Raw genomic sequence first — 24,505 nt, 5'->3', positions numbered from 1 at the left:
ACACTTTTCACCAATTATGTCAGAAACCAGCCACAGCTACGAGAGGTGCGCCATGGCGACGGCCCTTAAGATCAACGGAAAACAACATCAGGTTGACCTGCCCGGTGACGTCCCCCTGCTATGGGTTCTGAGGGATGAGGTTGGTCTGACCGGAACCAAATTCGGCTGCGGCGTGGCCGCCTGCGGGGCCTGCACCGTCCACATTGATGGCGAGCCCGTCCGTTCCTGTCAGGTGGCGCTGTCGGATGTTTGGGGCGACGTGACCACAATCGAAGGCATTGGCACGCCCGATGCGATGGCGGCCGTTCAGCAGGCCTGGGTTGATCATCAGGTCGCGCAATGCGGCTACTGCCAGTCGGGCCAGATCATGCAAGCGGCGGCATTGCTGGCTGAAAAACCCACGCCCAGTGACGCGGATATCGACGAAGCCATGCAAGGCAACCTGTGCCGCTGCGGCACCTACCCACGCATCCGGGCTGCGATTCACGACGCAGCTTCAAAACTGAAGGAGGCGTAAACAATGGCATCTGTTGGAAAAATTCTCCGCCGCACCTTCCTGATCGGCTCGGCCGCAATACTTGGCGGCGTCGCCTTCGGTGTCTATTACGTCAATCGCCCGGCCCCGAACCCCCTGAAACCTGGCAAAGGTGAAGCGGCACTTAACCCGTTTGTTCTGATCGACCAGAACGGAGTTACTCTGTTCGCGCCACGCGCCGAAATGGGCCAGGGCGTAAAGACCACCTGGGCCGCGCTGATTGCCGAGGAACTGGATGTGGATCTGGACCAGATCACCGTCCTGCACGGGCCCGCCGCGCAGGCTTATTACAACACCGCCATGCTGGGCGAAGGCCTGCCCAACAAGGGTTATGACATCTCTGAATTCCAGCACAATCTGGGCGAGGCTCTGGGTGTGATCGGCAAGGTGATCAGCCTGCACGTCACCGGCGGTTCAACCTCGATGAAGGACGGGTTTGAGCGCATGCGCGAGGCTGGAGCCTCGGCTCGTGAAACGCTGAAACAAGCGGCTAGTGATCGGCTGGGTGTTGATCGGGGGCAACTGAAAACCGCTTCGGGCCATGTGATCGCACCCAATGGCGACAAAATTCCTTATACAGAACTGGCCGAGGACGTGGCCAAGCTTGAACCAGTCGAGGCCCCTCTTCGCGACCCGTCAGAATGGCGTTACCTCGGCCAGACGCAACCGCGCGTGGATATGATCGAAAAGGCAACCGGCACTGCTGAGTTCGCAATCGACGTGCGCCTGCCCGGTATGAAATTCGCCAGCGTGCGCATGAATCCCAAGCTGGGTGGTGCGATGAACGGCTTTGACGATAGCACCGCTAAATCCATGCCCGGAGTCGAGAAGATCGTCGATCTGGGCGATGGCGTGGCTGTCATCGCCACCAACACCTGGCTGGCAAATCAGGCGGTCGAGGCCATCGACGTGGATTGGGGCGACGCGCCCTACCCGCCCGAGACCGATGCGATCTTTGCCAAAATCGCCGAGGCGTTCGACAGCGAACCGAACTCGACCATGCGTGATGATGGCGATGTCGCCACCCTGCCCGAAGGTGCCACGGAGATTTCGGCGGAATACACCGTCCCCTACCTGGCCCATGCCACAATGGAGCCGATGACCGCGACTGCGCTGTTTTCCGGAAACAAACTGGAATTCTGGGGCGGCAATCAGGCCCCGACCTTCATGCAGATGAAAATCGCCGCCGCGGCCAATCTCGACACTGAAGCGATTGAGGTTCACACCACCTATCTGGGCGGCGGCTTTGGTCGCCGAACCGAATTTGACTTTGGCGTCATCGCCACCAAAATCGCCATGGCCATGCCCAACACACCGGTTCTGACCACATGGAGCCGCGAAGAGGACATGCGCCACGACTTCTACCGCCCCGGCGCGATGGCGCGGATGCGCGGTGCGCTCAAGGACGGTCAGGCTGTCCTGATCGACGCTCAGGTCGCGTCACAATCCTGCACCCATCAGGCGGTTTCCCGCATGACCGGATTTACCGGCGGCGGACCTGACAAAGTACTGGTCGAAGGCATTTTCAATCAACCTTACGCGGTGCCGAACTATCGCATCAGCGGCCATATCGCCGATCTTGATATTCCCGTCGGCTTCTGGCGTTCGGTTGGCAACAGCCATAACGGGTTCTTCCATGAGACCTTCATGGATGAGATGGCTCATGCGGCAGGTCGCGACCCGCTGGATTTCCGTTTGGAGCTGATGAAAAACGAACACGCACCGTCCGCCGGATGTCTGGAAGCGGTGCGTGAAATGTCCGGCTGGACAGGTCAGACCCCGGATGGTGTCGGACGTGGCGTGGCCTTTACCTACAGTTTTGGCACTCCGGTCGCGCAAGTGATCGAAGTGGTGGACGAAGATGGCAGCATCCGCATCAACAGGGCGTGGATCGCCTGCGACATGGGCCTCGCGCTGGACTCCGAAAACGTCAAGGCGCAGATGTTCGGCGGCATGATGTACGGCCTGTCAGCAGCATGCTTCGGCGAGATTACCTTTACCGAGGGCGAAGTGGAGCAATTCAACTTCCCGGACTATGACGCCATGCGAATGCACACGGCCCCGCAGGTCGAAGTGCGCGTTCTTGAAACCAATCGTCATATGGGAGGCGCAGGTGAGCCGGGCACTCCCCCATCGATGCCGGCTCTTGGAAATGCGTTGTTCGACTTGACCGGGAAACGCGCTCGCCGCCTGCCGCTGATCAATCAGTTTAACCTGCTGATCTGATAGCGAAGCGCCGGTCCCTCTTTCGCGACCGGCGCTAATTTCACGCTGTTTGTTGAAACAGCCCAGCGTCCGACCCGGTGGACCAGGCGCGCACCGCGGCGCCGAATGCCTCGAACAGGGGGCGTGAGACCGGATCGTTCACGGCATCCCATTCCGGGTGCCATTGCACCGATAAGGTGAAACCGCGGGCGTCTTTAATGTAGATCGCCTCGGGCGTGCCATCCGGCGCATGACCGTCGACTACAACCCTCTGCCCAACCGTGTTGATCCCCTGACCGTGCAGCGTGTTCGTCATCACCTCGGTTGCGCCCATCAAACGATGAAACACGCCACCCTCGGTGAGTGCCACCACATGGCGCAGGGCGAATTTCTCCTCGAGCGTGCCGTCGGGCGGCATCCGGTGGTTCAAACGGCCCGGTAAGTCGCGGATTTCGGGATAGAGCGTGCCACCCATCGCCACGTTGACCTCTTGAAACCCGCGGCAGATGCCAAAGAACGGTTGCCCACGCTCAACACAGGCCCGTACCAACGGCAGGGTGATCGCGTCCCGGGCACGGTCGAATTCGCCATGGGCCTCAGTCGCCGGTTCGCCATATTCCTCTGGGTGCACATTTGGACGCCCGCCGGTCAGCAGGAAACCATCACAAACCTCCAGCAATTCCTCGACGTTTACAAAGCGAGGGTCGGCCGGGATCAGCATCGGCAAACAACCGGAAACGTTAGCGACCGCGTCCGAGTTCATCGTTCCACCGGCATGGGTCGGGTATTGATCGTTCATCAAATACGAATTGCCGATGATACCGACGACGGGTCGAGACATTCTGTATTCCTAAATCGTTACCTGCGCTTTCAAAAAACCTATCGGCAGTAACGAAAGCGCGCAATAGCACAAAACCTGCGTGTCAGCGCAAGTTCTTGTTCAACATTGCACATGTCATGGAATTCACGAGCCATGCCGTAAAACCGCGTTCATTGCCCGCAGGGGTCGGAAGGTTGCCCTGGCTCGCAGTAAAAACTGATTCAGATCTCGCCAGTCAAACCGGCGCCTTCAATGCCGGTCATCGCCGCGATGGCATCGTTTTCAGATGAATCGCCGGTCACGCCAACGGCACCGATAACCGCGCCCTTCTTGTCGCGCAGCAATACGCCGCCTGGTACCGGAACGACCTGGCCGCCGTAGATACCATTCACGGCAGCCATGAAATACGCCTGCTCCTCAGCCCTCTGCATCTGTGCCGTGCCGGCCATACCCAACATGACCGAGCCATAAGCCTTGCCGTGCGCAATTGCGAATCGGCCTGGAGCCGCACCGTCTTCACGCTCAAAGGCGATGACGTGGCCACCTGAATCCAACACGACAACGGAAAGAGGTTTCAATTCCATCTCGCGGCCCTTTTCCATGGTCTTCCGGATGATGGTGCGGGCTTTGCGAAGCGAAACTTCCATGTCGTGTCCTATCTTTCGATTTTAATCAGTTTAGAGGCTCGCCTTCAGCTCCAGACGGCGGGCATGCAGAATCGGTTCGGTATAGCCCGAAGGCTGCACACGCCCCTTAAAGATCAGATCACAAGCCGCTTGGAAAGCAATGCCGTCAAAGCCAGGTGCCATTGGGCGATAGGCCGCATCCCCTTCGTTCTGGCGATCCACCACCGCGGCCATCTTTTGCATCGCCGTCATCACCTGTTCCTCGGTGACAATTTCGTGGCGCAACCAGTTGGCCAGCGCCTGGCTGGAAATCCGGCAGGTCGCGCGGTCTTCCATCAGGCCGATATCGTTCAGATCCGGCACTTTGGAACAGCCGATACCCTGATCGACCCAACGTACGACATAACCCAATATGCCCTGAGCGTTGTTTTCGATTTCGCGGGTGATTTCGTGGTCGCTGAGATTGCGGCCGCCCAGCAGCGGAATAGTCAGCAGATCGTCCAGCGTGCCACGGGCACCACCGGCGGCCAATTCATCCTGAAGGGCCAGCACGTCGACCTTGTGATAATGCGTCGCGTGCAGGGTCGCGGCGGTCGGCGACGGCACCCAGGCACAGGTCGCGCCGGATTGCGGATGGCCAATCTTGGCCTCCAGCATCTCGCCCATGCGGTCGGGCATCGCCCACATGCCCTTACCGATCTGCGCCTTGCCCTTCAGGCCACAGGCCAGACCGATATCGACATTGCGATCCTCATAGGAGTTGATCCACGGCGTGTTCTTAATATCGCCCTTGGGCAGCATCGGACCTGCTTCCATCGACGTGTGAATCTCGTCACCGGTCCGATCCAGAAAACCGGTGTTGATGAAGGCCACCCTGGATTTCGCAGCGCGAATGCATTCCTTCAGGTTTACCGAGGTGCGGCGCTCCTCATCCATGATGCCCAGTTTCACTGTGTTGCGTGGCAGGCCGAGGATGTCTTCGACCATGTCGAAAATCTCGACCGAGAACGCCACCTCTTCCGGCCCGTGCATCTTGGGTTTCACCACATAAACCGATCCTTCGACCGAGTTGCCCCCGTCGCGTTTCAGGTCATGCATGGCGATCAGCGTGGTGCACAGCGCATCCATCAAACCTTCGCCGATCTCGCTGCCCTCGGCGTCCAGAACGGCAGGGTTGGTCATCAGGTGACCCACGTTACGGACCAGTATCAGCGAGCGACCTTTTAGCGTCGCCTGTTCGCCGCTGGCGGTGGTGAATTCGATGTCACCGGCCAGCTTACGAGTAAAGGTTTTGCCACCTTTCGAAACCTCTTCGGTCAGGTCCCCCTTCATCAGACCCAGCCAGTTACTGTAGGCCACAACCTTGTCAGCGGCATCAACACAGGCCACTGAATCCTCGCAATCCATGATCGTAGACAGAGCCGATTCCAGCCGGACATCCGCGATTCCTGCCGGGTCGGCAGCCCCGATAGCCGTCGATCTGTCGATCACTATTTCGGCGTGAAGGCCATTCTTCTCCAAGAAAACTGAGCGTGGTGAAGCAGGGTCGCCCGTGTAGCCGACAAAACGTCCTTTGCCATGCATTTGCGACCCATAGATGAACGCCTGTTCGCCGTCGTCCAAAGTTACGATAAGCCGCCCATCTTCAACGGCAAAGCTGACAACACTTTCCCAATCGTCAATGGCGGGTGTGCAGAAGAAACCGAGATGGTGTTTTGCCCAGGCAATGACCCTTTCGCCACGGGCTTCGTCATACTCACCAGCATCGGGTAAATCGCCCATCGCGTCCGTGCCATACAGCGCATCATACAGGCTGCCCCAGCGCGCATTTGCGGCGTTCAATGCAAACCTGGCATTGGTGATCGGCACAACCAGCTGCGGCCCTGGTGTGAGGGCGATCTCGGGGTCAACGTTCGCTGTTTCGATCTGGAAATCCGCGCCTTCCTCGACCAGATATCCGATCTCGCGAAGAAAGTCCTGATAGGCGGCGGCGTCATGGTCCTGCCCCTTGTTGGCGGCATGCCAACCGTCGATACGGCTTTGGAATTCGGCCCGTTTGGCCAGCAGGGCCTTGTTCTTTGGTCCAAGCTCTTGGACCAGCCGGGACAGGCCGGACCAGAAAACCTCGGGCGAGACGCCCGTGCCAGGCAGAGCCCGGTTTTCGATAAAATCCGCCAGTTCGACGGCAATCTGCAGACCGTTCCGGGTTTCCCTGCTGCTCATATTCGACATCTCCCGAATTGTACGCCACTGTATGCAGCATCCAATTAGGGCGGATGTTTCCGATAGGCAACAGGTCTCGGGATGTTTCGGGGCCGGGCCGTTAGGTCACATCAAAATCATCTCGTACCCGATGGCCGGACAGATTAGCCGCGCAGCCCCGCTTGCAGCTCAACGCCACAACCCATAACGTCGCGCCAAACACGAACCGATGCGAGGCCCCCGATGCGCGATGCCGCCCCTACTACGATCTATCTGAAAGACTACACGCCCTTCGGTTATCTGGTGGACAGCGTGCATCTGACATTTGATCTGGCCGATCACGCCACCCGCGTTACGTCGCGCATTGCGTTCCGCCCGAACCCCGACGCCACCGACCGCACGTTTTTTCTGCATGGCGAGGACCTGACCCTGATCCGCGCGGTCATTGATGGGGTCGAGGTCGTGCCTGATGTCACCGACAAGGGTCTGACTGTAGATGTCCCCGACACGCCCTTCATCTGGGAAGCCGTTGTCGAAATCGACCCCGGCAACAACACCGCACTTGAGGGACTTTATATGTCAAACGGCATGTATTGCACCCAGTGCGAGGCTGAAGGGTTCCGCAAGATCACCTATTACCCCGACCGCCCCGACGTGATGTCCACCTTTACCGTTCGCATCAACTGTGACCTTCCGGTACTGCTGTCCAACGGCAACCCCACTGGCAAGGGCGACAGCTGGGCCGAATGGACTGACCCGTGGCCCAAACCCGCTTATCTGTTCGCGCTGGTTGCGGGCGATCTTATCGCCCATCCCGGCCAGTTCACCTCCATGTCGGGCCGTGAGGTCGAGCTGAACCTCTGGGTCCGTCCCGGAGACGAAGGCAAATGCGCCTTTGGCATGGAGGCGCTTAAGAAATCCATGAAATGGGACGAGGACGTCTACGGCCGGGAATACGATCTGGACGTGTTCAACATCGTGGCCGTCGATGATTTCAACATGGGCGCAATGGAGAACAAAGGGCTGAACATCTTCAACTCCTCCGCCGTGCTGGCCAGCCCCGAAACCTCGACCGACGCCAACTTCGAACGGATCGAGGCGATCATCGCGCATGAGTATTTCCACAACTGGACCGGTAACCGCATTACCTGCCGCGACTGGTTCCAGTTGTGCCTGAAAGAGGGCCTGACGGTGTTCCGCGATGCCCAGTTCACCTCGGACATACGCTCGGCCCCGGTCAAACGCATCCATGACGCCATAGACCTGCGCGCCCGGCAATTCCCCGAGGATAACGGCCCCCTGTCCCACCCCGTCCGCCCGGAAAGTTTTCAGGAAATCAATAACTTCTACACCGCCACTGTCTATGAAAAGGGTGCCGAGGTCATCGGCATGCTGAAACGGCTGGTCGGCGACGAAGCCTACGCCAAGGCGCTGGACCTGTATTTCGACCGCCATGACGGGCAGGCCTGCACCATCGAGGACTGGATCAAGGTATTCGAAAATACCACCGGCCGCGATCTGAGCCAGTTCAAACGCTGGTACAGCCAGTCCGGCACGCCGCGCGTTACAGTGACCGAAGATTGGGATGACGGCACCTACACGCTGACACTATCGCAGCGCACGGAACCCACACCGGGTCAGTCCGAGAAACTGCCCCAGGTGATTCCCGTGGCGGTTGGTCTGCTGAGCCCAAACGGTGATGAAGTGCGCGCGACCGAAGTGTTGGAACTGACCGAAGCCGAGCAGAGTTTTCAGTTCACCGGGCTGGCTGCCAAACCTGTGGCCTCGATCCTGCGGGATTTCTCTGCCCCGATTATTCTGGAACACGATCACACAAATGCCGAGCGCGCCTTTTTGTTGGCCCATGACTCCGACCCGTTCAATCGCTGGCAGGCAGGGCGGTCGCTGGCACAGGATACGCTGCTGCGTATGATCCTAGACGATACCGCGCCCGATGCAGACTATCTGGACGGCATTCTGGCCGTTCTGCGCGACGCCGATCTGGACCCCGCTTACCGCTCGCTGATGTTGGGTCTGCCGACGCAATCCGAGCTTGCCGCAGTCCTGTTTGACCGAGGAGATACGCCCGATCCGATGACAATCTGGTCGGCAGTGGAAACTCTGAGACAAGCCACGGCGCAACATGTGCAGGACCTGCTGCCACGACTGCACAGCGAAACCCTGATCGAGGCCCCCTACAGCCCCGATGCCGAACAAGCGGGCAAGCGTGCGCTAGGCGGCGCGGCGCTGGCCCTGACTTCTCGGCTGGATGGCGGTGCCAAGGCGGTTGATGAATACGCCGCGGCCGACAACATGACCCGTCAGCTGACCGCCCTGTCCTGCCTGCTGCGGGCAGGCAAAGGAGAGGCTGAGCTGTCCGCGTTCTACGATCAGTGGCAACACGACCGGCTGGTGATGGACAAGTGGTTCGGCCTGCAGGTGTCGATGGCGGCCCCAGAGGCCACGGCGGATATCGCCCGCACCCTTACGGAACACGCTGATTTCAATTGGAAAAACCCGAATAGATTCCGTGCCATCATGGGCGCGCTCGCGATGAATCACGCCGGATTTCACCGCGCGGATGGTGCCGGATATGCCCTGCTGGCGGAATGGCTGATCCGGCTGGACCCGGTCAACCCGCAAACCACCGCACGGATGTGTTCAGCCTTTCAGACCTGGACGCGCTATGATGCCGACCGTCAGGATTTGATGCGGGCGCAATTGAGCCGCATCGCCGACACGCCAAACCTGTCGCGTGACACAACGGAAATGGTGTCTCGTATCCTCGGCGCATGATCCCGTTCACATATACGTGCCGCAACAGGTCGCCGCGCACCGTTATCATTCTGATCTGCATTTACGCGGCGCTGCTTGCTTTGGTAATTCAGTTCGACGCGGCCTGGTGGCTGATGGGATTGCTGGCGCTGGCCACACTGCCCGCGCTTTGGGATGTCGCGCGCAACACAAGTGCAGGACTAGTCCTGGATCAGGGCAAGATACGCTGGTTCTCAGGAACCCGCGAGGCCGAGCTCAGTCTTTCCGAAATCGATCATGTAAGATTCGATACACGCTGGGACCTCTCGGTTCGTTTATCGCTTGTTCTGAAGTCAGGGAAACGAGTTCGGCTGCCGGACGAGTCGACTCCTCCTCACCGGGATTTCGAACCCATCCTGCAAATGGCCGGGCTTCGCGTTAGCCGGCATCATTTTACCGTATTTTGAAACGATCCGCGCGCGAGCATGGCATTGATGCCAGTATTCACCCCAATTCAACAGGGAAAACTTGAATTTGCGGGCAATCTCGGCCAATAATTCGAGCTAGCTTGCCAGTTTTTACGGTCACGAGTTTTGCCATGTTTGGTTTTTTCAGGACACGTTCAGTCCGCCCATCTCTGCCTTCCCGTCAAATCACGTCGGACATGCGTGCGCCTGATTGTGCCGCCGCTGCCACCCTTCCGGATCAGGGGCAGCTGAACATACCGTTGGCCAGCATCGGCGCTGAGGATCTGGTTGGTCGGGAAAAGATTGAACACGGACGCACTCTGGCCAGACAGGACCGCTGGGCCGAACTTTCCGGGCTGATGCAGGCCGCTGACGATGCGCGTGATACTGCACCGGACGGAATACCAATTGCGGATTTGCTGGCCTTTGGCGCCAGATCAGACGTTGTTCTGGCAGCAGAACACGCCCTGTCGGATGGAAAGGCCTTGTCCGATTACGATCTGCTGGGCGGAATATCGGAACTGGAAGACGAAATGCGTGAGCACGCCGGTGATCCGATGATCACGCTGGTAGTTGCTCTGGCGCATATTGATCTTGCCTGGGCCTGGCGCGGGACCGCGACCAATGCAACTCTGCCGCCGCTGCACCGTTCGCGCTGCGCCGCACATTTCGACCGGGCCGCCGCGCTTTTGCCGAAATGCCGCGAAGCCGCGCCGGACAGCCCCTTGGTCGCAGCCACGGGCTGCGCCTTGCTGGCCGGACAGCGCAGGTCAAATATCCGCGTCGCCGATGAATATGAACGGTTGATCACGCTGGATCCTCGCAACCAGAGACATATGCGCGCGATGGGTACCCATTTGTTGCCACGTTGGTTCGGCAGTTACGAAGAGCTTGAGGTTCAGGCCCTGCGTACCGCGGCCCGAACTCAGAATATCTGGGGCGCTGGCGGCTATACCTGGGTACAATTCGACGCAATCGCGTTGGATGAAGAAGCCTGCGCGCGGTTGGACGTGGAGTATTTTCTGGAAGGGTTGCACGACATTCTGGACCGGCGCCCGGATCAGAAGACCGTCAATATGCTGTCGGCCTATTGTGCAACCACGATCCAGAGTGGATTTGGCCTGAACGAAAAAGCCGATATCGTACGTGCACAGATTCACGAGGCCGCCAGTTGGCTGATCCGTGATCACCTAACCGAGCTGCATCCGCTGATCTGGGCCCATGCGGCCAACGGGTTCAACAATTCCGTCCGCATCAGCTCACCTGAGCGGTTCGCGGCGCGCGGCCAGCGCGACGCACTACGGGCAATTACCGATCTGTTCCGCGAGGAACTGCGCAGTGGCAGGAACGTGACCTTTACCCCGTCCGGCCTGCGCCTGTCCGAGAACTGATTCCCCCTTGCCCCTCGCCCGTGCCGGGCCTAATACGCAGGCTTAGACTTCTGCGGAAATGAGGCGCGCCATGCTCGACCTGACATACGAAATGCCCAGACCCAAAACCATTGCCGGGGCCAAGCACGATTGGGAACTGGTGATCGGGATGGAGGTGCATGCGCAGGTCTCGTCCAATGCCAAGCTGTTCTCGGGCGCGTCGACCCTTTTCGGGGCCGAGCCGAACTCGAACGTGGCCTTCGTGGACGCTGCGATGCCGGGCATGCTGCCAGTGATCAACAAGTTCTGTGTGGAACAGGCTGTGCGCACTGGTCTGGGCCTGAAGGCGGATATCAACCTGAAATCCGCCTTTGACCGCAAAAACTATTTCTACCCAGACCTGCCGCAGGGCTATCAGATCTCCCAGCTGTACCAACCCATCGTGGGCGAAGGCGAAGTACTGGTTGAAATGGGCGACGGCACCGCTCGCATGGTGCGGATCGAACGTATCCATATGGAGCAGGACGCGGGCAAGTCGATCCACGACATGGACCCGCACATGTCCTTCGTCGACCTGAACCGCACCGGTGTCTGCCTGATGGAGATCGTGTCGCGTCCGGACATTCGTGGCCCCGAAGAAGCGGCTGCTTACATCGCCAAGCTGCGTCAGATCATGCGCTATCTGGGCACCTGCGACGGCAACATGCAGAATGGCAACTTGCGGGCGGACGTAAACGTCTCGATCTGCCTGCCCGGTGCCTATGAGAAGTATCAGGAAACGCAGGACTTCTCGCATCTGGGCACGCGTTGCGAGATCAAGAACATGAACTCAATGCGCTTTATCCAGCAAGCGATAGAGGTCGAAGCCCGCCGTCAGATTGCCATCGTCGAAGGCGGCGGCAAAGTCGATCAGGAAACACGCCTGTACGATCCGGACAAAGGCGAGACGCGCTCGATGCGGTCCAAGGAAGAAGCGCATGACTATCGCTATTTCCCCGACCCAGACCTGTTGCCGCTGGAAATCGAGCAGGCCTGGGTCGACGATATCGCCGCCAAGCTGCCTGAACTGCCTGACGCCAAAAAAGCGCGTTTTATCAGCGAGTTCGGCCTGACCGACTATGACGCGTCGGTGCTGACCGCCGAGGTGGAATCGGCCGCCTATTTTGAAGAGGTCGCCAAGGGGCGCAACGGCAAGTTGGCAGCCAACTGGGTGATCAACGAACTGTTCGGTCGTCTGAAGAAGGAAGACCACGACATCACCGAGTCTCCGGTTTCCCCTGCGCAGCTGGGTGGGATCATCGACCTGATTTCTTCGGACGCCATCTCGGGTAAGATCGCCAAAGATCTGTTCGAGATTGTCTATACCGAAGGTGGGGACCCGGCGCAGATCGTCGAAGAACGCGGCATGAAACAGGTGACCGACACCGGCGCGATTGAAACCGCTCTGGATGAAATCATCGCCGCCAACCCCGCCCAGGTCGAAAAAGCCAAGGTGAACCCGAAACTGGCGGGCTGGTTCGTCGGTCAGGTGATGAAGGCCACCGGCGGCAAGGCCAATCCGAAGGCCGTCAACGAATTGGTCGGCAAAAAGCTGGGTTCTTAAACCGCCCGATTTCAGCGACATGAGCGGCAGGGTGTATGAATCCCTGCCGTTTTCCCTTTGCACGGCTGTCTTCTCGCGAGGTTAACGCAGCAGGTACGGCGGAAATCGGCCAGCGCGCGAAGACCACTTCCCCAAAACCTGCAAGATGATAGATTGCCCGGAACTGGCAACCAGGAAGATCTGATGCAGCGCTACGAATACAAAGTTGTCCCCGCCCCCCAAAAAGGTACAAAGGCCAAAGGCGTGAAAACCGCCGAGGGTCGGTTTGCGGCGTCGGTCGAACAGGTGCTGAACCAAATGGGCGAGGACGGCTGGGAATATCAACGCGCCGAACTTCTGCCCAGCGAAGAACGCTCTGGCCTGACCGGCTCGATCGTGAACTGGCGCAACGTGCTGGTGTTTCGGCGTGAGACAGAGGTTACCTTTACGTCGGCGCGCGGACCGACTGAAAGCCCAGAAGGCGTCGCGCTGGCGCAGCCGGTTCCGGGGCCGGATGCCGTGAAGGCACCAGAACCGATAGCTGAAGAAGCGAAAGATCCGCCGCTGTCGTTGAAATCGGAAGACAAAATTCGAACCACCGCCGGGGTCGGAAACTCAATCCAAGCGGGAAACTAAAGAGACTGAAAAGACTGTAATTCCGTGGTCAGCCGACCAAAACACGCAAAGAGGAGCAGAGTTTAGTCTACGGGAGCTAATGAGATAATAAGTAGGTGACTATCGTCAAGCTTTAGTATCGAGAAAACTCAATGTTGCAGATGTCGATTGACGCAAACAGACTTTTCCCATTACATCCAGAAGCTTGGGTTCAGAGCCGCTTGAACGACGAAAGCCCAGCAATACTGCTGGAGCGATGATCCTCGAAAAAAATATTCCACTTTGCGAATAGGAAGATGCGACAATGGGAATTTTCAAACGCGAAAAGTCCAATAAAGAAAATGTTCAGTCCAAAAGTGAAAACGCTGCCGACAAACCGTTGGATTCAAACGCTACCGACAATCCGCCGGCTTCAAACGCTACCGACAAACCGTCGGATTCATTGCTGGGCCAAGTGGAAGCAGACGCGGTGGGAAGTGTTTTTCCGTCCGCGCTTTATTATCCACACACGCGTGAAGGGCGTGTTTATGTGATCGAGAACGCTCAGGAAACACATCTGGACCCGAATGAATGTCCGCTACCTCCTTATCCGCTCCGACTTGGTTACGGCTACGATGCCAAACAGGGCAAGTGGTTCGACGAGCGGTTCCTCAAATCCGGAGAGACGGTTACAAACCGAATGAATGCGGCTCTGTCTGCAGACGGCTTCTCGGTTCCTGCGGGAGGCAGGGTTTTGGAAATCGGATGTGCTGCCGGGCGCTTGACGCGGTGGTGGCTGCCGCGCGCGCAGGATGTTGAAGTTTGGGGCGTTGATCTGCGCGCCGATGCAATAACTTGGTGTCAACAATATCTGGCACCAATGAACTTTATTACAAACACCACCCACCCGCATCTTCCATTTGAGGACAATCATTTCGATCTTGTCTATGCAGGATCGGTTTGGACCCATATCGGCGATCTGGCTGACAGTTGGTACCTTGAAACCCGGAGGATACTGAAGCCGGGAGGGAGAGCATTCATTACCATCTTTGACGATCACAGTATGGAAACCTGCATGACCAAAGGTGAAGGCGACGTAGTGTCGGAAATCCAAAAGATCGACGACAGCCACGGGATTCTATCCAAAAATTATGGGATGGTCGTTGAAGGAACCAGCTTGCAACGAACGCGAGTCATTCACCGTACGGAGTATATACGCCGCAAACTCGAAGCCTGGTTTGAAGTACGCGAAATCGTCCCCGAAGCATATGGGTGGCAATCCGCCTTGATCCTGCGAAAACGTTAAAAACCTTATGAGCCCCAGGTTCTTGGGGCTCAGTTCAATTTCGGGCAAATTACCAGGCTTTGACGGCCTTCAGCGTGTAATTGAACCTTCCCGATCTTACGAGAATACTGCGACTTAGGCCTCAATATCCAAGGCCAACGCATGAATGCGCGGTACGATATCGCCCAATGCCTTGTGCACCGCACGATGGCGGGCAACGCGGGATTGGCCTTCGAAAGCGCTGGCGCGGATGCGGACGTTGAAATGGCTTTCGCCGCCCTCCTGGTATCCGGCATGGCCCCGGTGGCTTTCGCTTTCGTCGACGACCTCAAGCTCTCTCGGGTCAAAGGCGACTTGCAGGCGGGATCTGATCTCGTCGGTCACGGTCATTTTTATGCTCATCGGCAAAATTTTTGCCGCTCCCCTCTTCTACTTTTGGCTGCTTAGATTAAACTGCTGCCTCCGAGTCGAAAAGATGCGTTCGTAAGGATGAGCACATGGTGAAGTCAGACCCCTTCGGATTTGATATGTCCGTTTCCACCTCAAAGAAAAAGAACCCGCGCGGGCGTCGGGGAATGTCGGGTGCGTCTGAAACCTCGGTGCGAATCTGTGACCATGAGGGATGTGAGGAGCCCGGCAAATTCCGCGCGCCCAAGGCGCCGGATGTTCTGGATGATTTCTTTTGGTTCTGTCAGCAGCATGTGCGCGAATATAATCAGAAATGGAACTTTTTCGACGGCACAACCGAGGCCGAGCTGAACGCGCAGCGCTCAAAAGACAAGGTGTGGGAACGCGAGACCAAGCCTATGGGCGACCCTGAGGCACGTGCCTGGGCGCGTTTGGGCATCGAGGACCCGCATCAGGTGCTGGGTGGGAACGCGACCAAGAATCCCGGTCGCACCGCAGGTGGCGGCGGGCGTCGTCTGCCGCCGACCGAGCGAAGGGCCATCGAAATCCTCGAAGCCAAGGATAGCTGGTCCAAGGCCGAGGTGCGCAAGGCCTACAAGAAACTGATCAAGGTACTGCACCCTGACATGAACGGCGGTGACCGCTCCCAGGAAGAACAGCTGCAAGAAGTTGTCTGGGCTTGGGATCAGATCAAGGACAGCCGGAACTTCAAATAGCTGCCGCACCGACGTGATCTCGTCGCAAACAGGCTAGGCTTGGCGCGTGCCCGTCGTAACCTGAGGGTCCAATGATCCGACAGGGATGCCAAACCATGACCTGCAGCAAATACAGTTCAGACACACGGCGCGTGCAGGTGGACATCGAAACCGCCCGTCGGATCGCCAAGGGTGTTCTGGGCGCCAAAGGGTGTCCACCGGACATTACCGTCGAGGCTGCTGACCACTTGATCGACTCCGATCTCTCGGGCGTGGAATCTCATGGCGTCTGGAGGGTTCTGCAATATGCCGGCTATTACGACAGCGGTTATCTGACAGCAGACGTGCGTCCACGACTGGAACAGAACGCACGCGGAGCCTGGCTGGTCAACGGCTGCGGCGGCATCGGAATTCCGGCCATGACTCTGGCCAGCCGGAACGTGGTGACCCGGGCAAAGGATACGGGAATGGCCGCAATCGCCTTGCAGCATGTCGGCCATACTGGTCGGTTAGGCGCTTTTGCGGAATATGCCGCCGGGCAAGGTTGCCTGACTATCATCATCGGCGGCGGCGGTCGCCAGAACTGGCGTCTGGTCGCCCCTTATGGCGGTCGTAAGGCGCTGATGTCGACCAACCCCTACTGTATTGGCGTTCCCGGCGGCAACCGGGGGCCCGTCATTGTTGATTTCGCAACATCGGCGGCAGCAGCGGGTTGGGTGTATGGGGCCAAAGTGGCGGGCGCGAAGCTGCCCGAAGGCGTGTTGATCGACCGCGATGGCCGACCCAGCACCGACCCTCAGGCCTATTTTGACGGAGGTGCGATCCTCACGGCGGGCGGGGCCAAAGGATATGCGCTGGCGGTTGCGGCCGAAATGATCGCCGAGGCAATGCTGGGTCCGGCGACAACCGAGTGTAACTGGCTGATGCTGGCTTTGGATTGCGGCTTGTATCAGAAACCGACGCGTTTGCAGGAACTTGCCGAAGAAGTTCTGAGTGAGTTGAGAGATTGCCCGCCTGCACCCGGCTTCGACCAGGTCGATGTCCCGGGAGAACGCGAAGCCGACGCGCGGACACGCAACAGGAACCGACCACTGGAGTTACCGTCGGCAACGTGGGGCGAAATTCTGAGGTTAGCCCATGATTTGGGTGTAGAAACCGACGCGCCAAACACCGGATAAGCGAAACAGCACATTATTCGGCGCGGGGAATTGGCATCGTTAAGGCCAGTTTCAAAGAAACGCCCTGCTAGTTCCGGACCTGCGCGGCTTTCCCTTGCCCTTGTCTGCAATATGTTGCACCACACACGAGTTCAAACCCGGCAGACGGGGCAAAGGATAAGGACTAGACGCATGGCTGACGGATCGATCGACATCAACGCAAAACCCACCGAAGAAATCTCGGTTCGTGACGTGTTCGGCATCGATACGGACATGAGCGTCAAAGGCTTTGTCGAGAAAAGCGACCGTGTGCCGGTCATCGACCACACCTACAAGTTCGATCCCGAGACCACTTTGGCGATTCTGGCGGGCTTTGCCCATAACCGCCGGGTGATGATCCAAGGCTATCACGGCACCGGAAAGTCGACCCATATCGAACAGGTCGCCGCCCGTCTGAACTGGCCTGCCGTACGTGTAAACCTTGATAGCCATATCAGCCGGATCGACCTGATCGGCAAGGATGCCATTAAACTGCGCGATGGCAAGCAGGTCACCGAATTCCACGAAGGCATCCTGCCCTGGGCCCTGCGCAATCCTGTCGCCATCGTCTTCGACGAATACGATGCAGGCCGCGCGGATGTTATGTTCGTCATCCAGCGCGTGCTGGAACATGACGGCAAGCTAACCCTTCTGGACCAGAACGAGATCATCACGCCGAACCCGAACTTTCGTCTGTTCGCGACGGCAAACACGGTTGGCCTGGGTGATACAACCGGCCTGTACCACGGAACGCAGCAAATCAACCAGGCGCAGATGGACCGTTGGTCGCTGGTCTCGACGCTGAACTACCTCAGCCATGACGCCGAAACAATGATCGTCCTGTCCAAGGCACCACATTACAACACCGAAAAGGGCCGCAAGACCGTCAGCCAGATGGTCACTGTCGCCGACCTGACCCGGACCGCCTTCATGAATGGCGACCTGTCCACCGTCATGAGCCCACGGACCGTGATAAACTGGGCCCAGAACGCCGAAATATTCCGCGATGTAGGTTACGCGTTCCGTCTGTCCTTCCTGAACAAATGCGATGAGCTTGAGCGTCAGACTGTTGCCGAGTTCTATCAACGCTGTTTCGATGAGGAACTGCCGGAAAGCGCGGCGAGTGCGAGCCTGGGGTAAATATACCATGTTGTTCCGGTCCGAGCCCATCAGCACGCAAGGTCTCGGCATCTTTGAGGGCATCGCCGACAAGATCGTTGTCCTCAGCCTGCCTCAGGCTGAAGAACGTCGCTCTCGCTTGCCGGGACATTTGGCTGAATTTGGGATAACCCGTTTTGAATGGCACGATGCCTTTGCGGCGGATCACCCAAAAGTTCAGGCTCTGTATGATCAAAATTTGGTTGCGACCTTTCCCCCCTGTTTCCGCTGTGGCAAAGAAACCTGCGATTGCGAGAATAACGTACTGATCCCCCAACAGGTGGCGAATTTCGCCAGCCATCTGGACATATGGGAAAAGGCAAGCAAACAGGACCAACGGGTTCTGGTGATGGAAGATGACGTGGTCATTCATCCCTGGGCCATGCGCACCATGCAAAAACTCAGAAGGCGCGTCGCGCAGGGCAAGATTGCATTTGACCCTCGGGATACGATGTTGCTGAGAATGGGCTGGGCAAAATCCCGCAACCACAGACCTTTTCAATTTTTTCGGGCCAAACCGGTCGTGGAAATGTCGAATCCCTGCTACGCGATCACTCCGGGCTTTGCGGAAAAGCTGGTCCGCAATTTCGAACGTGTCGACTCCACGTCCGATGATTTCATACACGACCGCGTCGCGGACAAGTCAGATTCGCTGTCGATTTACCCTCCCATCGTGTCAGAGCTGTCGTGGTCCGAAGGGTCAGTGGATTCCTACATCCATCCCAAGGAAAACCGGCTGGCGTATCTCAGGGAACACAACCTGAACACGGAGCACGCGGATCACGAACAGCGGCTGCGGCAGCATGTCAAGCGCATGTATAGCCGACCGATCCTGTGTGTTGGCCATCCCCGGACAGGCACCGGTTTTGTTGCTGAGCTGTGTTCCAAAGCCGGTCTGGACATCGGGCATGAAGCTGGCGGTGCCGACGGGATCAGTTCGTGGATGTTTGCGGTGGAAGCTGACGAGAATCCATGGGCGCTGAATCCGGTCGCGCGGACAAGGCGCGCACTTCATTGGTCTGTAATGATCCAGACAGTCCGCGATCCTGCTACGGCCATCCCGTCCATCATGCGCGAAAATGAGCATGCGCCGGCGTCTTATGACTTTCGCCGCGAACATATTCTTGCGCAAACCGGGACGGATCTGGACAAATTTGAACAGGGTATCGAGCGTGCTATCGCGTCTTTGTGTTTGTGGGCCAGGATCATACGAGAACAAAATCCGGATTTTGTGTGTCGAATTGAATACGACGCAGAGGCCCTGATCGATTTCCTGCACTCAAAGGGTTTCAATGTCAGCAAGGACAATCTGGACCTTGAACCCGTGAACGCGGAAAAGCTGTACAAGGGCGTGCACCACAAGAAGCCGGATGTTTCCACAACGGAATGGGGAAACATCGGAAGTGCAGCCAAAGACCTTCTGGCGGAATATTGCGAGGCCTATAACTATAAAATGCCTGTCTGATGCGATTAGGTCGCGGCCCTGCCCGGTCGCGCCGCTTAACGATTGGTAAATTCACACCGGATTGCGGTTCTGGCCGCATAGATTTTGGTCATTCGACCGATGCGTGGATTTTCCTGCACCGTAGAAGTCTGTCCCTGACACCCGCACTGGTTTGATGGGAAAACGGGGTTGGCCCTATGGTCAAGGCCATGGAATGGCTCTAGGTTGCCGGGACAGAACAAGACCGGACCTGCCCCGATGAGCAAACCCAACGACAACCCCGCTGATCCGTTCAAAAAGGCTTTGGCCGAAGCCACCAAAGTGATGGCTGACGATCCTGAGCTGAACGTCTCTTACACGGTTGATCCGTCGGGCCTGTCGGGTGAATCGATGCGCCTGCCGCAGGTCAGCCGGCGGATGACGCGCGAAGAGGTGTTGTTGGCGCGGGGCACGGCCGATGCGCTGGCGCTGCAGCGCAAATATCACGACGACGCAACCCATGCACGCTATGCGCCTCCGGGCGATATGGCGCGGGATCTTTATGAGGCCATGGAGGTTGCCCGCTGTGAGGCGATGGGCGCGCGGGACATGCCTGGCACGGCCTCGAATATCGACGTCAAGATCGGGCACGAGGCGCTGCGGCGCGGCTATGACCAGTGCAAGCAGCCTGCCGATGCTCCGTTGGCCGTGGCGGCAGGTTATCTGATCCGGCATTTGGCCACGGGGCGCGAGCTGCCACCGGCGGCATCCAATATTATGAACCTGTGGCGGGGATTCATCGAGGAACAGGCCGGCGGAACGCTGGAAAACCTTGACGACATCCTGTCGGATCAAGCCGAATTCGCCAAGTTTGCGCGGCAGATGATCAAGGATCTGGGCTATGGCGACCAGTTGGGTGACGACCCCGATGAACTGGACGACGAACAGGAAGATCAGGCCGAGGACGACGCTGAAGAACAACCCGATCCCGACAGCACCGGTCAGGACGATCAGGACGATCAGGACGCCGACGCGACCCCGGAGCAGACCCAGGAAGAACAGCAGGATCAATCTCAGGCCCAGGTCTCGATGGATGAACTGGCCGAGGATGAGATGGGCGATGAGGCTGAGATGCCCGAGGGTGAGGCGCCGCTGGAGCCACCTGCCCCACCGCCCGCGTCCGAGGCCGATCCGGACTACAAGGTGTATCTGAGCACCTATGACGAAGAAATCTCGGCCGAGGAATTGGCTGAACCTGCCGAACTGGAACGGTTGCGTGCCTACCTGGATCAGCAGTTGGAACCTCTGAAAGGCGCGGTCAGCCGTCTGGCCAACAAGCTGCAACGCCGTTTGCAGGCCCAACAGAACCGGAGCTGGGAGTTCGACCGCGAGGAAGGCATTCTTGACGCAGGCCGTCTGGCGCGAGTGGTCGCCAACCCGACCACGCCGTTGAGCTTCAAGGTCGAAAAAGACACGGAATTCCGCGATACGGTGGTGACGCTATTGCTGGACAACTCGGGCTCGATGCGCGGGCGTCCGATTTCAATCGCGGCAATCTGCGCGGACGTTCTGGCGCGGACGCTGGAACGCTGCAATGTAAAGGTCGAGATTCTGGGCTTTACCACCCGGGCATGGAAAGGCGGTCAGGCGCGTGAAGCGTGGCTGAACGATGGCCGTCCGCAGCAGCCGGGGCGTCTGAATGACCTGCGTCACATCATCTATACGGGTGCGGATGCGCCGTGGCGACGTTCACGACCCAATCTTGGCCTGATGATGAAGGAAGGGCTGCTGAAGGAGAACATCGACGGTGAGGCACTGGAATGGGCGCACCGCCGGATGGTGGCACGGCGCGAACAGCGCAAGATCCTGATGGTAATTTCCGATGGGGCACCAGTCGATGATTCAACTTTGAGCGTCAACCCGGCGAATTATCTGGAAAAACACCTGCGCGACGTGATCGCAATGGTTGAAAAACGCAAGATGGTTGAGCTGTTGGCCATCGGCATCGGCCATGACGTGACTCGGTATTATGATCGCGCCGTTACGATTACAGACGTCGAACAATTGGCGGGCGCGATGACCGAACAGCTCGCCGCTTTGTTCGACAGCGACCCGCGTGCACGGGCACGGGTGATGGGGATGAAAAAGGCCAGCTGAGGCTGGCCTTGCCTCCGGCGGGAGTATTTTTCAAAAAGATGAAGGGGAAGCCCCCATCTGAACGAGGTATGACATGTTTCAGTCCTTTGAGGTAACAGCGCGCCCGGAACAGGGGCCACCACGTCTGGCGGCACTGCGTGAAGAGCTGGCGCGCGAAGGGCTGGACGGTTTTCTGGTGCCGCGCGCGGATGCGCATCAGGGCGAATACGTGGCTCCTCGGGATGAACGGCTGGCGTGGCTGACCGGGTTTACCGGATCAGCCGGATTCTGTGCCGTGCTGGCGGATGTGGCGGGTGTTTTCATCGACGGGCGGTATCGCACACAGGTCAAGGCTCAGGTCGCTGCCGAGTATGCGCCCGTTCCGTGGCCGGATGTTAGTTTGAGCTCCTGGTTGAAGGAGCAATTGCCCGATGGCGGCAAGGTTGGTTTTGATCCGTGGCTTCATGCGGCCGGACAAATCGCCAGCACGCAAAAGGATCTGGCGGGCAGCGGAATCGAACTGGTGCGTGCCGACAATCTGGTTGACCGTGTGTGGCCGGACCAGCCGGAACCGCCTATAAATCCGGTAAAGGTGCATCCGATTGAATTCTCCGGTGAAACGGCTGACGGCAAGGTCTCACGCCTGGCCGATGCGCTGAAGGAAGCAGGTTGCGAGGCTGCAGTGATCACACTGCCAGATTCGTTAATGTGGCTGCTGAACATTCGTGGATCAGACATCGGATACAACCCGGTGGCGCATGGGTTTGGTATTTTGCACGCTGATGGCCGGGTGGACTTGTTTATGGCCTCAGAAAAGCTGACGGGGCTTGGCGACCATTTGGGGGATAGAGTTTCTGCCCACGCTCCTGCGGATTTTTTAGATGCTGTTGCAAACCTGGAAGACAAGGTTCAGGTCGATCTGACCACCCTGCCGCAAGCGGTGGCAGATGTATTGAAGGACCAGATGGTTGACGGAGGCGACCCCTGCGCCCTGCCCAAGGCCCGCAAGAACGCGGCAGAGATTGCAGGCAGCGCCGAGGCGCATTTGCGCGACGCAGTGGCGGTTGTCGAAACGCTGTGCTGGCTGGACGCGCAGCCACCGGGCACTTTGACCGAAACCCAGGTGGTCACTCAGTTGGAAGAAAATCGGCGGAAAGACAACGCGCTGCAGGATATCTCTTTTGACACGATTGCGGGTACCGGGCCGAACGGCGCGATCATGCATTACCGGGTGACAGAAGAGACTGACAGCCGTTTGGAAAGCGGGCACATCCTGGTTTTGGACAGCGGCGGGCAATACTTGGACGGCACCACCGACATCACCCGCACCATTGCCATCGGTGAGGTTGGCGACGAAGAAAAATCGTGCTTTACCCGCGTGTTGAAGGGCATGATTAACCTGTCCATGTTGCGTTGGCCTGTTGGGTTGGCCGGTCGGGACATAGAATGCGTCGCCCGCGGGCCGCTGTGGGCTGCCGGGCAGGATTTCAACCACGGTGTCGGGCATGGTGTTGGGGCCTATCTGAGCGTTCACGAAGGTCCTCAACGTCTGTCTAAGGTCAGCCATGTCCCCCTGCAGCCGGGCATGATCCTGTCAAACGAACCGGGATATTACCGCGAGGGGGCCTTTGGCATCCGCATTGAAAACCTGGTCGTCGTGCAGGAAGCCCCTGCTCTGCCCACCGGCGACGAGGAGCGCGCTATGTTGAACTGGCACACGTTGACTTACGTGCCAATCGACCGGCGGCTGATTGTGGTCAACATGCTGACGGCAGAGGAACGCGACTGGCTGAATGCGTACCATCGCGACGTTGCGGAAAAAATCCGGCCAAGGCTGGGCGAGAAGGCGCAACTGTGGTTGGATGCCGCAACCGCGCCGGTCTGACACCGGACTGTTACAATTCCGGGGCAGAGAAGAAGCCCTGAAAAAGACGAGGGAAGGAGCAGAGATGACTGAGATCACAATCCGCAATGCACCAGGTAAGTGGAGCGTCCGTTCAGGCGGTGCAATTCTGGGCGAGAGCACAAGCGCGCTTGAAATGTTGGAAGGCGATCTGGACCCGGTGATCTACTTCCCGCGCTCTGATATTGCTATGGCTTTTCTGGACGTTACCAACAAGATCACCCATTGCCCACATAAGGGGGATGCCACACATTTTTCGATCGTCAACAAATCCTCGGTGACCGAAAATGCGGCCTGGAGCTATGACGATCCAATCCCTGCTGTGGCAGAGATCAAGGGTTATGTCGCATTCTATCCCCTGGATTCGGTGAAGGTTGAGCAAATCTAGGAATCGTTGTCTGACAGCTGGGATTTTCCCAGAAGATTAAATCTGCAGTCTTGAGGCGATAGTTTCTTTGGTGTCTTGCGGGTTGGCCGTTATGGCGGTGATGGCTGCGCGAATCCCGGCTGCGGCCGTCTCTTTCGACATGCTGGGTGTCCCCAGGTTCCGGTCGAGCGCAGCAACCCCGGGCAATGTCGGCAGGTGTACCCAGCCCGCCCGAATGTCCAGGTTGTTCTCAGCAAGGTAGTGCAGAACGCCATACATCAGGTGATTGCAACAAAACGTGCCTGCGGCGTCAGAGATGTCTGAAGGTATTCCTGCATCCCGCATGGCGCGGACCATCGCCCTGATCGGCAGGGTTGTACGATAGGCCGCCGGACCGTCAGGAGCCGTCAGAACGTCCTGCAAGACGACACCATCGTTGTCTTTCAGACCGTATCGCGCGTCATCATTCAGGTTCTGCGCGATACGCTCGACAGTGATCATACTGCGGCCCCCGTACTCTCCCATCATGACAACGGCGTCGGGCTGAACTTCTGTAATCGCGTCTTGTACAAAATCAATGCATTTGAAAAACGTGTTCGGGACAATTTTTGAGACAAGCCTGGACCCGCCAACCGTTTCACCATCCAGAAGTTTCGCAACTTGCTCGGCCGGGTTTATTGGGGTCGTTCCGTAGGCTTCGAAACCGGTAAGCAAAACAGTCTGCATGAGTTGGCCTCCCTATCACTCGTCTCAGGCCTAAACGAAAATCTCCGCTTTGT

The 24,505-nt window shown here is 58.2% G+C and carries 20 protein-coding genes; 15 read left to right on the top strand and 5 right to left on the bottom strand.

The features are described from left to right. Positions 1-52: 52 nt before the first annotated feature. Positions 53-517 carry a (2Fe-2S)-binding protein gene (locus GOX66_RS01285; RefSeq protein WP_170758819.1) on the top strand — a complete coding sequence of 155 codons (465 nt, stop codon included), beginning with the start codon at positions 53-55 and terminating at the stop codon, positions 515-517. A gap of 3 nt (positions 518-520) precedes the next feature. Beyond that, entirely contained in the window at positions 521-2,761 is a 2,241-nt protein-coding gene (locus GOX66_RS01280; protein ID WP_170758817.1) for a xanthine dehydrogenase family protein molybdopterin-binding subunit, read from the top strand. A 40-nt stretch (positions 2,762-2,801) separates the two neighbouring features. Here GOX66_RS01280 and GOX66_RS01275 read toward each other — a convergent pair whose 3' ends face one another. The 3 genes from GOX66_RS01275 to GOX66_RS01265 form a co-directional block, all read right to left on the bottom strand. Next, positions 2,802-3,581, bottom strand: coding sequence for a gamma-glutamyl-gamma-aminobutyrate hydrolase family protein (locus tag GOX66_RS01275; RefSeq protein ID WP_170758816.1), 780 nt, complete (start codon positions 3,579-3,581; stop codon positions 2,802-2,804). A 200-nt stretch (positions 3,582-3,781) separates the two neighbouring features. Then, positions 3,782-4,207 carry a GlcG/HbpS family heme-binding protein gene (locus GOX66_RS01270; RefSeq protein WP_170758815.1) on the bottom strand — a complete coding sequence of 142 codons (426 nt, stop codon included), beginning with the start codon at positions 4,205-4,207 and terminating at the stop codon, positions 3,782-3,784. A 30-nt stretch (positions 4,208-4,237) separates the two neighbouring features. Next, positions 4,238-6,409 carry a malate synthase G gene (locus GOX66_RS01265; RefSeq protein ID WP_170758814.1) on the bottom strand — a complete coding sequence of 724 codons (2,172 nt, stop codon included), beginning with the start codon at positions 6,407-6,409 and terminating at the stop codon, positions 4,238-4,240. A gap of 222 nt (positions 6,410-6,631) precedes the next feature. Between GOX66_RS01265 and pepN the strand changes: the two genes are divergently transcribed. The 6 genes from pepN (at position 6,632) to GOX66_RS01235 (ending at position 14,461) form a co-directional block, all read left to right on the top strand. Next, positions 6,632-9,184: an aminopeptidase N gene (pepN, locus tag GOX66_RS01260; protein ID WP_170758813.1), complete on the top strand. Its 2,553-nt coding sequence runs from the start codon at positions 6,632-6,634 to the stop codon at positions 9,182-9,184. Then, entirely contained in the window at positions 9,181-9,609 is a 429-nt protein-coding gene (locus GOX66_RS01255) for a hypothetical protein (RefSeq protein ID WP_170758812.1), read from the top strand. The genes pepN and GOX66_RS01255 overlap by 4 nt, the downstream gene beginning before the upstream one ends. A 197-nt stretch (positions 9,610-9,806) precedes the next feature. Continuing rightward, positions 9,807-11,000 (top strand): hypothetical protein, encoded by a 1,194-nt coding sequence (locus tag GOX66_RS01250; RefSeq protein ID WP_237212405.1) that lies wholly within the window; start codon positions 9,807-9,809, stop codon positions 10,998-11,000. A gap of 70 nt (positions 11,001-11,070) precedes the next feature. Beyond that, entirely contained in the window at positions 11,071-12,582 is a 1,512-nt protein-coding gene (gatB, locus tag GOX66_RS01245) for an Asp-tRNA(Asn)/Glu-tRNA(Gln) amidotransferase subunit GatB (RefSeq protein WP_170758810.1), read from the top strand. A 183-nt stretch (positions 12,583-12,765) separates the two neighbouring features. Continuing rightward, a complete protein-coding gene (locus GOX66_RS01240) occupies positions 12,766-13,197 on the top strand; it encodes a DUF4177 domain-containing protein (protein WP_170758809.1) in 432 nt (143 codons plus the stop codon). 283 nt (positions 13,198-13,480) lie between these two features. Next, positions 13,481-14,461, top strand: coding sequence for a class I SAM-dependent methyltransferase (locus tag GOX66_RS01235; RefSeq protein WP_170758808.1), 981 nt, complete (start codon positions 13,481-13,483; stop codon positions 14,459-14,461). 114 nt (positions 14,462-14,575) lie between these two features. Here the strand turns inward: GOX66_RS01235 and GOX66_RS01230 are convergent, their stop codons facing one another. Beyond that, a complete protein-coding gene (locus GOX66_RS01230; RefSeq protein WP_170758807.1) occupies positions 14,576-14,830 on the bottom strand; it encodes a BolA family protein in 255 nt (84 codons plus the stop codon). 107 nt (positions 14,831-14,937) lie between these two features. Between GOX66_RS01230 and GOX66_RS01225 the strand changes: the two genes are divergently transcribed. The 7 genes from GOX66_RS01225 (at position 14,938) to GOX66_RS01195 (ending at position 23,747) form a co-directional block, all read left to right on the top strand. Continuing rightward, positions 14,938-15,564 (top strand): J domain-containing protein, encoded by a 627-nt coding sequence (locus tag GOX66_RS01225; RefSeq protein WP_170758806.1) that lies wholly within the window; start codon positions 14,938-14,940, stop codon positions 15,562-15,564. 95 nt (positions 15,565-15,659) lie between these two features. Further along, positions 15,660-16,721 (top strand): Ldh family oxidoreductase, encoded by a 1,062-nt coding sequence (locus GOX66_RS01220; protein ID WP_170758805.1) that lies wholly within the window; start codon positions 15,660-15,662, stop codon positions 16,719-16,721. Positions 16,722-16,892: 171 nt separating this feature from the next. Next, positions 16,893-17,879, top strand: a complete 987-nt coding sequence (gene cobS / locus GOX66_RS01215; protein WP_170758804.1) for a cobaltochelatase subunit CobS — start codon at positions 16,893-16,895, stop codon at positions 17,877-17,879. A 7-nt stretch (positions 17,880-17,886) separates the two neighbouring features. After that, positions 17,887-19,362, top strand: a complete 1,476-nt coding sequence (locus GOX66_RS01210) for a glycosyltransferase family 25 protein (RefSeq protein ID WP_170758803.1) — start codon at positions 17,887-17,889, stop codon at positions 19,360-19,362. Between the two features lie 237 nt (positions 19,363-19,599). Beyond that, entirely contained in the window at positions 19,600-21,477 is a 1,878-nt protein-coding gene (gene cobT, locus GOX66_RS01205) for a cobaltochelatase subunit CobT (RefSeq protein WP_170758802.1), read from the top strand. A gap of 73 nt (positions 21,478-21,550) precedes the next feature. Next, a complete protein-coding gene (locus tag GOX66_RS01200; protein ID WP_170758800.1) occupies positions 21,551-23,341 on the top strand; it encodes an aminopeptidase P family protein in 1,791 nt (596 codons plus the stop codon). A gap of 64 nt (positions 23,342-23,405) precedes the next feature. Continuing rightward, positions 23,406-23,747, top strand: coding sequence for a DUF427 domain-containing protein (locus GOX66_RS01195; RefSeq protein WP_170758798.1), 342 nt, complete (start codon positions 23,406-23,408; stop codon positions 23,745-23,747). 36 nt (positions 23,748-23,783) lie between these two features. Here GOX66_RS01195 and pcp read toward each other — a convergent pair whose 3' ends face one another. Continuing rightward, positions 23,784-24,452, bottom strand: a complete 669-nt coding sequence (gene pcp / locus GOX66_RS01190; RefSeq protein WP_170758796.1) for a pyroglutamyl-peptidase I — start codon at positions 24,450-24,452, stop codon at positions 23,784-23,786. Positions 24,453-24,505: the final 53 nt, after the last annotated feature.

Origin of the sequence: Ruegeria lacuscaerulensis, assembly GCF_013031245.1 — a bacterium.
Lineage (GTDB): Bacteria > Pseudomonadota > Alphaproteobacteria > Rhodobacterales > Rhodobacteraceae > Ruegeria > Ruegeria lacuscaerulensis_C.
The sequence above is the reverse complement of the archived record's forward strand: the minus strand, read 5'-3'. Positions and strand labels throughout refer to the sequence as shown.

Excerpts from the sequence above, each read along its gene's own strand:
- GOX66_RS01275 (WP_170758816.1), bottom strand. The coding sequence starts at position 3,581 with ATGTCTCGACCCGTCGTCGGTATCATCGGCAATTCGTATTTGATGAAC.
- GOX66_RS01210 (WP_170758803.1), top strand. The coding sequence starts at position 17,887 with ATGTTGTTCCGGTCCGAGCCCATCAGCACGCAAGGTCTCGGCATCTTT.
- GOX66_RS01280 (WP_170758817.1), top strand. The coding sequence starts at position 521 with ATGGCATCTGTTGGAAAAATTCTCCGCCGCACCTTCCTGATCGGCTCG.
- GOX66_RS01240 (WP_170758809.1), top strand. The coding sequence starts at position 12,766 with ATGCAGCGCTACGAATACAAAGTTGTCCCCGCCCCCCAAAAAGGTACA.
- GOX66_RS01235 (WP_170758808.1), top strand. The coding sequence starts at position 13,481 with ATGGGAATTTTCAAACGCGAAAAGTCCAATAAAGAAAATGTTCAGTCC.
- GOX66_RS01195 (WP_170758798.1), top strand. The coding sequence starts at position 23,406 with ATGACTGAGATCACAATCCGCAATGCACCAGGTAAGTGGAGCGTCCGT.
- cobT (WP_170758802.1), top strand. The coding sequence starts at position 19,600 with ATGAGCAAACCCAACGACAACCCCGCTGATCCGTTCAAAAAGGCTTTG.
- GOX66_RS01230 (WP_170758807.1), bottom strand. The coding sequence starts at position 14,830 with ATGACCGTGACCGACGAGATCAGATCCCGCCTGCAAGTCGCCTTTGAC.
- GOX66_RS01200 (WP_170758800.1), top strand. The coding sequence starts at position 21,551 with ATGTTTCAGTCCTTTGAGGTAACAGCGCGCCCGGAACAGGGGCCACCA.
- GOX66_RS01225 (WP_170758806.1), top strand. The coding sequence starts at position 14,938 with ATGGTGAAGTCAGACCCCTTCGGATTTGATATGTCCGTTTCCACCTCA.
- GOX66_RS01270 (WP_170758815.1), bottom strand. The coding sequence starts at position 4,207 with ATGGAAGTTTCGCTTCGCAAAGCCCGCACCATCATCCGGAAGACCATG.
- GOX66_RS01220 (WP_170758805.1), top strand. The coding sequence starts at position 15,660 with ATGACCTGCAGCAAATACAGTTCAGACACACGGCGCGTGCAGGTGGAC.
- pcp (WP_170758796.1), bottom strand. The coding sequence starts at position 24,452 with ATGCAGACTGTTTTGCTTACCGGTTTCGAAGCCTACGGAACGACCCCA.
- GOX66_RS01250 (WP_237212405.1), top strand. The coding sequence starts at position 9,807 with ATGCGTGCGCCTGATTGTGCCGCCGCTGCCACCCTTCCGGATCAGGGG.
- GOX66_RS01285 (WP_170758819.1), top strand. The coding sequence starts at position 53 with ATGGCGACGGCCCTTAAGATCAACGGAAAACAACATCAGGTTGACCTG.
- gatB (WP_170758810.1), top strand. The coding sequence starts at position 11,071 with ATGCTCGACCTGACATACGAAATGCCCAGACCCAAAACCATTGCCGGG.
- cobS (WP_170758804.1), top strand. The coding sequence starts at position 16,893 with ATGGCTGACGGATCGATCGACATCAACGCAAAACCCACCGAAGAAATC.
- pepN (WP_170758813.1), top strand. The coding sequence starts at position 6,632 with ATGCGCGATGCCGCCCCTACTACGATCTATCTGAAAGACTACACGCCC.
- GOX66_RS01255 (WP_170758812.1), top strand. The coding sequence starts at position 9,181 with ATGATCCCGTTCACATATACGTGCCGCAACAGGTCGCCGCGCACCGTT.
- GOX66_RS01265 (WP_170758814.1), bottom strand. The coding sequence starts at position 6,409 with ATGAGCAGCAGGGAAACCCGGAACGGTCTGCAGATTGCCGTCGAACTG.